Source organism: Burkholderia sp. SRS-W-2-2016, from assembly GCF_001931485.1.
GTDB lineage: Bacteria > Pseudomonadota > Gammaproteobacteria > Burkholderiales > Burkholderiaceae > Paraburkholderia.
On record NZ_MSDV01000019.1, the window covers coordinates 96,567 to 108,016 of the forward strand.

9 protein-coding genes are annotated in these 11,450 nt (G+C 62.3%); 6 read left to right on the top strand and 3 right to left on the bottom strand.

Features of this window, described 5'->3' with window-relative positions; translation table 11 throughout:
- Window positions 1–9 precede the first annotated feature (9 nt).
- The 3 genes from BTH42_RS06890 to ggt all read left to right on the top strand — a co-directional run bounded on the left by BTH42_RS06890 (window position 10) and on the right by ggt (window position 4,269).
- Complete coding sequence (locus BTH42_RS06890) at window positions 10–774, top strand: NTP transferase domain-containing protein (RefSeq protein WP_075297217.1); 765 nt, start codon at window positions 10–12, stop codon at window positions 772–774.
- A gap of 243 nt (window positions 775–1,017) precedes the next feature.
- The gene (locus BTH42_RS06895; RefSeq protein ID WP_075297219.1) at window positions 1,018–2,421 is read left to right on the top strand and encodes an MFS transporter; all 1,404 of its coding nucleotides are present in this window, start codon (window positions 1,018–1,020) and stop codon (window positions 2,419–2,421) included.
- Between the two features lie 120 nt (window positions 2,422–2,541).
- A complete protein-coding gene (gene ggt, locus BTH42_RS06900; RefSeq protein ID WP_083654683.1) occupies window positions 2,542–4,269 on the top strand; it encodes a gamma-glutamyltransferase in 1,728 nt (575 codons plus the stop codon).
- 50 nt (window positions 4,270–4,319) lie between these two features.
- On the opposite strand, the gene BTH42_RS06905 is transcribed toward ggt, so the two are convergent.
- Together BTH42_RS06905 and BTH42_RS06910 are read right to left on the bottom strand one after the other, a co-directional pair.
- Window positions 4,320–5,522 carry a Fic family protein gene (locus BTH42_RS06905; protein WP_075297221.1) on the bottom strand — a complete coding sequence of 401 codons (1,203 nt, stop codon included), beginning with the start codon at window positions 5,520–5,522 and terminating at the stop codon, window positions 4,320–4,322.
- A gap of 166 nt (window positions 5,523–5,688) precedes the next feature.
- Window positions 5,689–6,738 (bottom strand): S1C family serine protease, encoded by a 1,050-nt coding sequence (locus BTH42_RS06910; protein ID WP_075297223.1) that lies wholly within the window; start codon window positions 6,736–6,738, stop codon window positions 5,689–5,691.
- 116 nt (window positions 6,739–6,854) lie between these two features.
- Here BTH42_RS06910 and BTH42_RS06915 point away from each other — a divergent pair, with 116 nt between their 5' ends.
- Window positions 6,855–7,253, top strand: a complete 399-nt coding sequence (locus BTH42_RS06915) for a glyoxalase/bleomycin resistance/extradiol dioxygenase family protein (protein WP_075297225.1) — start codon at window positions 6,855–6,857, stop codon at window positions 7,251–7,253.
- 218 nt (window positions 7,254–7,471) lie between these two features.
- Window positions 7,472–8,398: a polyphosphate kinase 2 gene (gene ppk2, locus BTH42_RS06920; RefSeq protein ID WP_075297227.1), complete on the top strand. Its 927-nt coding sequence runs from the start codon at window positions 7,472–7,474 to the stop codon at window positions 8,396–8,398.
- A gap of 97 nt (window positions 8,399–8,495) precedes the next feature.
- Here the strand turns inward: ppk2 and BTH42_RS06925 are convergent, their stop codons facing one another.
- Window positions 8,496–10,082 carry an inorganic phosphate transporter gene (locus BTH42_RS06925; RefSeq protein ID WP_075297229.1) on the bottom strand — a complete coding sequence of 529 codons (1,587 nt, stop codon included), beginning with the start codon at window positions 10,080–10,082 and terminating at the stop codon, window positions 8,496–8,498.
- A gap of 516 nt (window positions 10,083–10,598) precedes the next feature.
- Between BTH42_RS06925 and BTH42_RS06930 the strand changes: the two genes are divergently transcribed.
- Window positions 10,599–11,444, top strand: coding sequence for a CHAD domain-containing protein (locus BTH42_RS06930; RefSeq protein WP_075297231.1), 846 nt, complete (start codon window positions 10,599–10,601; stop codon window positions 11,442–11,444).
- The last annotated feature ends 6 nt before the right edge of the window (window positions 11,445–11,450 follow it).

Below are 11,450 nucleotides of genomic sequence, written 5' to 3' on the forward strand. Positions count from 1 at the left end.
GGACCGCGCATGCGCGCCATCATTCTCGCAGCGGGCCTCGGCCTGCGTCTTCAGCAGCCGCCGCAAGCCCAGTTCCCGAAGTGCCTGTTGCAGTTCGACGGCATGAGCCTGCTCGAACGGCATCTGCAGATGCTCGAAACCGCCGGCGTGACCGACGTCGTGCTGGCGCTCGGTTTCCAGCCGGAATCGGTGCAGGCGGAACTCGCGCGGATCAACTGGCCGCATTCGGTCGAGACCGTGATCAACTCGCGCTTCGATCTGGGCAGCGTGCTGACCGTGCATACGGTCGCCGATGCGCTGACGCGCGGCGGCGACGTGCTGCTGATGGATGCCGACGTGCTGTACGACGAGCGCATTCTGAGCGCGCTGGTGGCCGGTGAAACGGCCAACCGTCTGCTGATCGACCGCGATTTCGAAGCGGGCGACGAGCCGGTCAAGCTGTGTCTGCAAGACGGCGTGCCGGTCGAGTTGCGCAAGCAGCTGGCGGTCAATCTGGAGTACGACACGATCGGCGAGTCGGTCGGTTTCTTCCGCTTCCAGCAGGACACCGCGCGACGCTTTGCGCAGATCGTCGCCGGTTATATCGACAGCGGCCGGGCCAACATGCCGCACGAAGAAGCGGTGCGCGACCTGCTGCTCGAACGCAGCTCGGTGTTCGATACCGCGGACGTGACCGGCGCGCCGTGGATCGAAATCGACTTCCCGAACGACGTCGCGCGCGCGACCAACGAAATCCTGCCGCAGTTGCAGCCGCTGGTCAGCGCGTCGCGCTGAGCCTCAACGACCGCGCGCGCTACGAGCCGGTGTTTGCGCCGGCTCGTAGCGCGCGCAGTACGTGCCGTCCGCGCTGCTTGCAGCGTCCGCGTTGCCTGTATTTCCCACCTTGCTGTCCGCCTCGCCCGCGCCACTCGTTCGGCTAGCCGCGGCAAAATCCCCCCGCGCAACAACATTTGTTGCCGCCCCCAATGCCATAATCGTCGCTTTCCACCAAAGGCCTGGCCGCCCGTCGTTACGACAATGCTGCTCGCTTTAGGCACTTTCATCGTTCCGCTGATCGTCGCATGCGCGATGTTCATGGAAAACGTGGACGGCACGGTCATCGTGACGTCGCTGCCGGTTCTGGCGCGCGATCTCGGCCACGATCCGATTACCCTGAAGCTCGCGGTCACCGCGTATGTGATCGGCCTCGGCGTATTTATCCCGATCTGCGGCTGGGTCGCCGACCGCTTCGGCTCGCGCACTGTGTTCCGGACCGCGATCGGCATCTTTATGGCGGGCTCGCTGATGTGCGCGGCCTCCACATCGCTCGATACCTTCGTGGTCGCGCGCTTCGTGCAAGGGATCGGCGGCGCGCTGATGGTGCCGGTGGGGCGCATCATTATTTTTCGCTCGCTGCCGAAATCCGAATTCATCCGCGCGATGAACTATCTATCGATCCCGGCGCTGCTCGGCCCGGTGGTCGGTCCGCCGCTCGGCGGTTTTATCACCACCTATCTGCACTGGCGGCTGATCTTCGTGATCAATCTGCCGATCGGTCTGCTCGGTATCTGGCTCACCAATAAATACATCTCCAATACGCGCGAGCCGCATCCGGGCCGGCTCGACTGGATCGGCTTCGTGCTGTCGGCGAGCGGCGCATCGCTGTTTATGCTGGGTTTGTCGCTGGTCGGCGGCGAACTGGTGTCGACCCGCAATTCGGTCGGTATGTGCGTGACCGGTGTCGTGCTATTGCTGGTCTATGTCGCGTATGCGAATCGCGTCGCGCTGCCGGTACTCGATCTGCGTCTGCTGCGGATTCCGAGTTTTCATGCGAGCGTGGCCGGCGGTTCGTTGTTTCGTATCGGTCTCGGCGCGGTGCCGTTTCTGTTGCCGCTCGCGTTGCAGGAAGGGCTCGGCATGACCGCGTTTCGCGCCGGCGCAATTACTTGTGCGTCGGCTTTCGGCTCGATGTTTATGAAGACGATCGCGTCGCGCATCCTCGGCCATTTCGGCTTTCGCACCGTGCTGATGGCCAATGCCGCGTGCGCGGGTCTCGCGATCATGGTCTATGGACTGTTTTTCCCCGGCACTCCGCATTGGGTTATCTGGTGCGTGGTGCTGGTCGGCGGCTTTTTCCCGTCGCTGCAATTTACCTCGCTCAATTCGCTGGCTTATGCGGATATTCCGAGCAGCGACGTGGGCCGCGCGACGAGTGTCGCGAGTGTGATCCAGCAGATGTCGCTCGGTCTCGGCGTAACGATTTCGGGCATCGTGCTGCAGATTTCGCATCATCTGCAGGGCCATCCGAAGATCGTGTTCTCCGATTTCTGGCCCGCGTTTCTGGTGGTCGGCCTGTTCTCGTTTCTATCGATTCCGATCACCGCGCGGATGCCGCGCGATGCCGGCGACGAGATCGCGCGAGGCAGCCGCGGGCGGGCTTAAGCGCCGCTCGCAGCTTGTCCTGCGCATTCCCGGCGGCTTCGCAAATCCTGACGGCGCGTGTTATAAGCGCAAGACAGCTGAAATCTTCATACGGATTGCGTTGTCATCGTTCAGGAGGGCTTGAAGTTGTTCGGTCACATCAAATCAGCCAGCGGCCTCGCGCTGGTCGCACTCGTCACCGTTTCCAGCGGTTTTCTCCAGCCAACGCCGGCCGTCGCAAAGACGGCCACCGCCCAGCCGGCCATTCTGACCGGTGCGGCGGTCGCGGTTCCCGACCGCTATAGCGCCGATACCGCCGAGCGGATTTTCAAGGAAGGCGGCAATGCGGTCGATGCGGCCGTCGCGATTGCCTTTACGCTCGCGGTGACTTATCCGGAAGCGGGCAATATCGGCGGCGGCGGTTTTATGACGCTGTATGTCGACGGCAAGCCGTACTTTCTCGACTATCGCGAACGCGCGCCGCTCGCGGCCACGAAAAACATGTACCTCGACGATAAAGGCGAAGTCGTGCCGGGCATGAGCCTCGTCGGTTATCGCGCGGTCGGCGTGCCGGGTACCGTCGATGGAATGTGGCAGGCGCAGCGCCGTTTCGGCAAGCTTCAATGGAAGCAGGTGCTGGCGCCGGCCATTCACTATGCGCACGACGGCTTCGAGGTCAGCGAGAAATTGCAGGCGCGTCGCGACTCGGCGGCGAAGAGCTTTGCGGGCAAGACCAATTTCGATAGCTATTTCGGCAATCTGAAGCAGGGCGTGAACTTCACGCAGCCCGATCTGGCCGCGGTGCTGGAGCGGATTGCGCAGCAGGGCGCGAAAGATTTCTATACCGGCAAGACCGCCGATCTGATCGCCGCGTCGATGCGCGGCCACGGCCTGATTACCAAGGCCGATCTCGCGCAATACAAGGCGGCGTGGCGTGAGCCGGTGCAGGCCGAGTGGCGCGGCTATCGCGTGATTACCGCGCCGCCGCCGAGTTCGGGCGGCATCGGCCTCGTGCAGCTGCTGAAGATGAAGGCGGATCTCGCTGGCGACTTCAAGGGCGTGTCGCTCAATTCCCCGCAATACGTGCATCTGCTCGCGGAGATCGAGAAGCGCGTATTCGCGGATCGCGCGCAGTATCTCGGCGATCCGGACTTCTATAACGTGCCGGTCGCGCAACTGATCGACGACGCGTATGTCGCGAAGCGTGCGGGCGAGGTCAATCCGAATGCGCCGTCCGATACGACGAGCGTGCAGGCGGGGCTCGGCACGTCGATGCCGGAGAAAGCGGAGACCACGCATTTTTCGGTGGTCGATAAATGGGGTAACGCGGTATCGAACACCTATACGCTGAACGGCGCGTTCGGTTCGGGCGTGGTGGTCGATCGCGCGGGCATCGTGCTGAACGACGAGATGGACGACTTCTCGGCCAAGCCGGGCGCCGCGAATATGTTCGGCGTGGTGGGCAGCGACGCGAATGCGATCGAGCCGAAAAAGCGCCCGCTGTCGTCGATGACGCCGACCATTCTGACCCGCGACGGCAAGGTTGTGCTGGTGATCGGCACACCGGGCGGCTCGCGTATCTTTACGTCGATCTTCCAGGTGATCAACAACCTCTACGACTACGAGATGCCGTTGCCGGATGCGCTTGCCGCGATGCGTTTCCATCATCAGCTATTGCCGGCCAATACGATTTTCTGGGAGCCGTATAAGCCGATCGACGGCGAGCTGGCCAAGCAGATCGAAGCGAAGGGCTATACGTTGTCGGGGCAGGGGTTCAACGGCGATATCCAGGTGATCAGGATCAACGGCGACAAGCCGGAGCCGGCGGCCGATCCGCGCGGGCGTGGGGTGGCGCGGGTGGTGAGGTAGGAATGCGAATGCCGCCGGCTGGCCCGGCGGCATTACCGTTGTTGATGCGGCTACTCCTGATCGACTTCAGGCCATAAGCGCGGAAATAGAAAGCGAAGGCTTTTTAACGGGAGTCCGAATGAAAGATCGCCGCGATGCGAAGGCGAATTCAGCAGGCCGATATCGAGTAGCGAGCGCGTAATCCGGCGCGCCAGAACATCGCTTACGCCGAGCATCTGATTGAATTCCGCGCGCGTAACGGCGCGCCGCGTGGCCACGAATTCCATCGCAAGGCCAGAGGCCTCGGGACGGATAACCGATTTTTCGGAGCCCACCATCCAGGGGTTGGCATCGAGATATCGCAATAGATCGAGCAGGCGATCCGTTACGCCATCGAATTCGGTCATACGGACCATAAAACGTACCTGGTCCAGGCAGCAGTCGAGAAAGAACTGCGCGAATTTCACCAGACCTTCCTGCGAAAGATTGCCTCGACCGTCGAGATCGTTGCGACGGGTCTGATCGGCTTCACTCAATCTTGCGTAATACAGCTCGTGTTCGCGTGCCAGGCCGCGCAGCGGCGACCAGAGATCATGGGTTAAATCAGCCGCTCGCAACGCGAGATGCGAATGCAGGCGTGCTACCCGGCCATTGCCGTCCGCAAACGGGTGAATCCAGGCCAACCGATGATGCGAACAGGCGATCCCAATCAACTGATACTCCTTGATCCGGATACGCGCATAGCGTTTTGCCCATGCGTCGAGTAGCGGCTCGATCATGCCGGGCTCCGGCGCCAGATGGCGGCCAACGGTAACGTCGATCTGACGAAGCTCACCGGGGACGATTGGTTCGCCTTCGCTGGTAAATCGCTCATCGGCTGGCAGATCGGAAAAAAACCGGTCGTGAATAGTGGTTAGCCGTGCCGGTTCAAATAAAGCGGAGACCTCGAGCGAACCCCATTCTTCTTCCAGCGCCGTTTCCGCCGCAATATGCGCAATTGCCAGGCGCTGTTTTTTTCGTTCGGTATGGTCGGGTGAATAGTCGCGCATCAGGGCGGCCTCGATCTTTGCCGGTGTGGTGTGCTGCCCTTCGATCTTGTTGGTGTAATACGAATTCATCGCCCGCAACTGCGGTATCAGCGCCAAGGCTAGCGGGGTTCGTTGCACGGCCTGCAATTGCCGGGACGAATCGACAAGCTCCGCGGTGCGATCGAGCAGGGGATCGAGTACCCGGTCCTCGGGAAACAACGGTTCGAATGAAACGACAGTCGTCATAGCGGACGGTAGGGTTGAATGTAGGGTTCGATGTCCGCGATTTTATACTGTAATTTCTTGATTTGTAATGTATTTTTCTTTTTCCTGTAGGGTTCGATGTAGGGTTGATTGTAGAGTCGAAAACCGTCCGTGAGCCCTGCTGGCCGCAGCGCGGCCAGCAAAGCGATCACCCCGCCTGCTCCACCGGCGTCACCGTCAATTCGACCCGCTGCGCGCCGCGCAGCACGGTCACATTCACCGGCCTGTCGATCCGCGATGCGTCCAGCGTGCGCTGCAGGCTATCCACGTCCTGCACCGGCTGCGCGTCGATCGCGACGATCGTGTCGTCGGTGCGCAGGCCGCCGAGCGCGGCCGGGCTGCCTTTGACCAGCTCCATCACATGCACGCCGCTGGTCGCGCTCAGACCGAAATAGCGCTGCACGCGCCGCGATAGCGGCGTGGTGGTGCCGGCCACGCCGATATATGCGCGCCGCACCCGGCCATGCGCAAAGATCTGCATGATTACCCACTTCGCGGTGTCGATCGCGGTTGCGAAACAGATCGCCTGCGCGCCGGGGATGATCGCCGTATTCACGCCGATCACCTGGCCCGCCGAATTGATCAGCGGCCCGCCCGAATTGCCCGGATTGAGCGCCGCGTCGGTCTGGATCACGTCGTAAATCATGCGGCCCGAGTTCGAGCGCAGCGATCGGCCGAGCGCGGAAATCACGCCGGTCGTCACCGTCTGCTGCAGACCGAGCGGATTGCCGACCGCAATCGCGATCTGGCCGGCCCGCAGCTTCGACGAATCGCCCAGATCGACATGCGGCAACGGTTCCGGCGAGCCGATCCGCAGTACCGCGAGATCGCTGCCGGGATCGTCGCCGACCAGATCGGCGTCGAATTTCGCGCCGTCGGCAAGCGTCACCTGGATATGCGTCGCGCCATGCACGACATGGCTATTGGTCAGCAGATAACCGTCGGGCGTGAATAGAAAACCCGAACCGCTGCCGCCGCGCGCGCCGCGGCCTTGCGCGGACGGCTCGCCGGGCAGCCGGCGTTCGACCGCGATAAACGCGACCGCCTGCTGCACGCGTTTCAGCGCGCCGATTACGGTGCGCGAGTACGCGTCCAGCAACGCGTCGTCGTCGGGGTTGAGTAGGGCGGTGGATTGGGGCCCGGGGGCGTCGGCTGCGGCGCTCGTCAGGTCATCGATGAAGCGTGGGCGGCTTCCCATTGCGATGCTCCAGATAAACGGGCTGCGAAATGCGGGGCGCCGCGCGGGTTTTCAAGGGTACCCTTAAGCTCATGCCAACCACCCGCCGCCTGTCACGCGCCACGGAGACCATCGCTATGTCCGCAGCCGCCTCTTCAGCGTCACCACCCACGCCCGCCGAACCGCGCATCGAATCGCTCAGCGCGATCACCCTCGCGACCGCCGATATGCGGCGCGCGGTGCCGTTCTATCTGGCGCTCGGCTTTCCGCTTAAATTCGGCGGTCCGCAGGAAGCATTCACCTCGTTCGAATTCGGCGGCTCGTATCTGAACCTGATCGCCGATCCGCGCGCGCCGGTCAACTGGTGGGGGCGCGTGATCGTCTATGTTTCGGACGTCGATGCGATTTATCGTAGGGCGCTCGCGGCGGGATTGCAGCCGTCGTTTGAGCCGGCGGATGCGCCGTGGGGCGAGCGCTATTTCCATATCACCGATCCCGACGGCCATGAACTGAGCTTTGCGCGGCCGCTGCGTTAGTTTCGGAAGACGCAAGGAGAAGCAAGGAGAAGCAGCGGGAACGCGGGAAGCACCGGCCGCCGCCGGCGGTTTCGGGCGCAAAACTCGCTATCATGAACATCGCCATAGGCGCGCCCGTTGCGGTAATACGCGTGACACCTCGCGCTTCGATAATCGAAAGCGCCCGCGTCGCGCTCGCCGCCGCGCGCCATTCCATTCCTGTTGCGAGGAGAGCCGCAATGAAAGAGCCGGACCCGAGATCTGAAGTCGAACTGATGGCGGAGCGGCAGCGCCGTTTCGAGGAAGACCTGATCGATGCCTACGACGAAGAACTCGAAATGGAAGTCGACGATCGGATCATCGACGGTCCGGGCGGCTTTACCGCCGAGCATCGCGAGGCGCGCAAGCACTATTTCCGCGAGCTGTTCCGGCTGCAGGGCGAACTGGTCAAGCTGCAGGACTGGATCGTCAAGACCGGCCATCGGCTGGTGGTGATTTTCGAGGGCCGCGACGCGGCCGGTAAAGGCGGCGCGATCAAGCGCATTACGCAGCGGCTCAATCCGCGCGTATGCCGCGTCGCCGCGCTGCCCGCGCCGAACAATCGCGAGCGCACGCAATGGTATTTCCAGCGCTATGTGTCGCATCTGCCCGCTGGCGGCGAAATGGTGCTGTTCGATCGCAGCTGGTATAACCGCGCGGGCGTCGAGCGCGTGATGAATTTCTGCACCGACGACGAGTACGAAGAGTTTTTCCGCTCGGTGCCCGAGTTCGAAAAGATGCTGGTGCGCAGCGGCGTGCAGATTCTCAAGTACTGGTTTTCGATTACCGACGAAGAGCAGGAAATCCGCTTCCAGAACCGTATTCACGATCCGCTCAAGCAGTGGAAACTGAGCCCGATGGACCTGGAAAGCCGGCGTCGCTGGGAAGCCTATACGCAGGCAAAAGAGGTAATGCTGCAGCGCTCGCATATTCCGGAGGCGCCGTGGTGGGTCGTACAGGCGGTCGACAAGAAACGCGCGCGTCTGAACTGCATTCATCATCTGCTCAGCCAGGTGCCGTATCACGAGATCGAGCATCCGCAGATCGAATTGCCGTCGCGTGTTTATCACGAGGACTATAGCCGTCAGCCGGTGCCGCAGGCGATGATCGTGCCCGACACGTATTGATCGCGAGCCGCTTACGCATAGCGCGGCGGCCCAATAAAAAAGCGCGGTACATAAAGTACCGCGCTTTTTTTGTCCTTGAATCTACGCGTATCCGCGCCTAGAACACCGTGCGGAATACCCAGTACAACCCGGCCGCGAGCCCGATCGACGCGGGCAGCGTCAGCACCCAGGCGAGCAGCAGACTGCGCACCGTGCCCCATTGCAGACCCGAACCGTTGGCGGCCATCGTGCCGGCCACGCCGGACGACAGCACATGGGTCGTCGATACCGGCAGGCCATAGACGTCGGCGGCGCCGATCGTCACCATCGCGACGACTTCGGCGGCCGCGCCTTGCCCATAGGTCAGATGCTGCTTGCCGATCTTCTCGCCGACCGTCACGACGATGCGCTTCCAGCCGACCATCGTGCCGAGCCCCAGCGCGATCGCCACCGCGACTTTGACCCATGTCGGAATGAATTTGGTCGCGCCGTCGATCTGCTTTCTGAAGTTGCCGATCACCTTCGCGTCCTCTGGCGAGAACTGCGGCTGATTGGCCTTTTGCATCAGACGAATCGCCTCGGACGTCACATACATGTTGTTGCGCACGTTATCGACCACGCTCTGCGGCACCGCGGCCATCGAGCCATACGAGGCCACCTGCTGGCCGATCTGCGCGGTCAATTGCTGCAGTGCCGGCAGCGTGGCGGGCGTCAGCTGCCGGGTGCGCACGAATTCCTCGACATCGGCACGCGGATTCGCGGAAGGCGCGGCGCCCTGGGTGTGGCGGGCGAGCGTCGCCGACGTCTGCTGCGCGACCGCGACGAAGTTCTGCGTCTGCTCCGCGGTGACCGCCTTGTTCAGCGCATACGCGGTGGGCACCGTGCCGATCAGGATCAGCATGATCAGGCCCATGCCTTTCTGGCCGTCGTTCGAACCGTGCGCGAACGACACGCCGGTGCAGGTCAGAATCAGCAGGCAGCGAATCCAGAACGGCGGCGGCTCCTTGCCTTTGGGTTCGGCATACAGCGCCGGCACCCGCACCACCGCCTTGAGAATCAGCAGCAACAGACCGGCGAGCAGAAAGCCGATCAGCGGCGAGAACAGCAGCGACTTGCCGACACCGAGCGCCTGATTCCAGTCGACCCCGCTGGTGCCGTTCGCGCCATGCAGCATCTGATTCATCAGACCGACGCCGATGATCGAGCCGATCAGCGTGTGCGAGCTCGACGAGGGCAGGCCGAAATACCAGGTGCCGAGATTCCAGATGATCGCGGCGATCAGCAGTGCGAACACCATCGCGAAGCCGGCGCTGCTGCCGACCTGCAAAATCAGTTCGACCGGCAGCAGTTGCAGGATGCCGAAGGCGACCGCGCCGCTCGAAGTCAGCACGCCGAGAAAATTCCACGCGCCCGACCAGACCACTGCGAGATTGGGCGTCAGCGAATGGGTATAGATCACGGTGGCGACCGCGTTGGCCGTATCGTGAAAGCCGTTGACGAACTCGAAGCCGAGCGCGATCAGCAGCGCGACTCCCAATAGCAGATACGGCAACACCGAGCTTTCGCGAACGGGCTGCAAATCGTCGAGGAGATGGACCGCGCAATATACGACGCCGCCCGCCAGCAGGGCCAGAAAGATAAACAGTCCGAAGTTACGCCCTTTGCCGCTAGCGGCGCCGGGTTGCGGATACGAAAGTTCCGGCATGACATAAGCCCCAAAAGTTTGTCGCGGACTCCCGATGCTGCTGGCGCGATGTGTCGCAATGATGACAATTGCATGACGGCGCCGGAGTGCCGCTAAGACGGCTGCGGCACGGGGCTTACGCCGCGTGCCGCAAGGGTGAATGCACCGCCGCTGGGCGAGTCGGAAAAATTAAGAAATCCGAACGAGAACAGTGCAAAAACTACACTGAGAATCGCTATGAAACAAACGGCGAATAGAAACGCCGCGAGGACACTTCGAGCGATGCGAATTTCGCCGACCCGGCTACCAGTAGTTTCACCACGGCGGAGCCGGGCAGACCGATGGCGCCGACTACGAGTATTCGCATAGATCCTCGTTGAAGTGGATTGCTACACTGCGTGCGCTGGGAATGCGCGGATACGCACGACACGCCGATACCGATAGCTTCACGATCAGACGCTGTGGACGCGCACGCGAATCGCTCGCGTGCACTATTTTTGCTACGCTGAAAATACCGTCATGTTTCGAGGAGCGTCGATGAAGCAAGACAGCGAAAGCACTCCCCAGCCCACTCGCGAAGCCTCCGCGCAACAGGCGTTCGGCGCATATGCCGGGCCGCTGATCGGCGAGACGATCGCGCTGGCCGATGCGGTCCATGACGATCCGTCGCCCGAAGCGCTGCACAAATTGCGCGTGTCGTTACGGCGCTTGCGTTCATTGTGGTGGGCATTCGCGCCGCTGCTCGACAAGGGCGAAAACGCCCGGCAACGCGCGGTCTATCAGTTCCTCGCGACGGCAGCCGGCAAGACCCGCGACTGGGACATCCTGATCGAACTGCTGGAGGACCAACGGGGCGGCGCGAAAGATCTGCTGCCGAAGCTGCGGCAGGCGCGCGGCGAAACGCTCGCGGTCAGCCGCGACACGCTGCTCAACGCCGACGTCAAGCATCTGCTGCGCGACGCGTTCACGACCACGACCGCGCAGTTGAACACCGCGCATACGCCGCGCATTGCACTGCACAAGTTCGCCGCCAAACGCGTGAACGCATCGGAGCGCACGCTAAAAAAACGCATCAAACGTGCGCGGCGCGCGAAGCGTTCCGACTATGCGGCTTTTCACGACGTCAGAAAGGCCGGTAAAAAATTGCGCTATCTGTTCGAGTTTTTCGGGCCGCAATTGCAGGACGGCCATAAGCGCATGCTGAAGCGTTTGAAACGCCTGCAAAAGCGCTTCGGGATGCTGAACGACACCGTCGCCAGCGCGACGCTATTGCGCGACAATGCGGCGATAACGAGCAGTAGCGGCGAGCTGGACACCGCGCTGGACTGGCTGAACCGGGAGCGCAAACGCCGTCTGCGCGCGGCGGCCAGATTGCTCGACTGAGCAGCG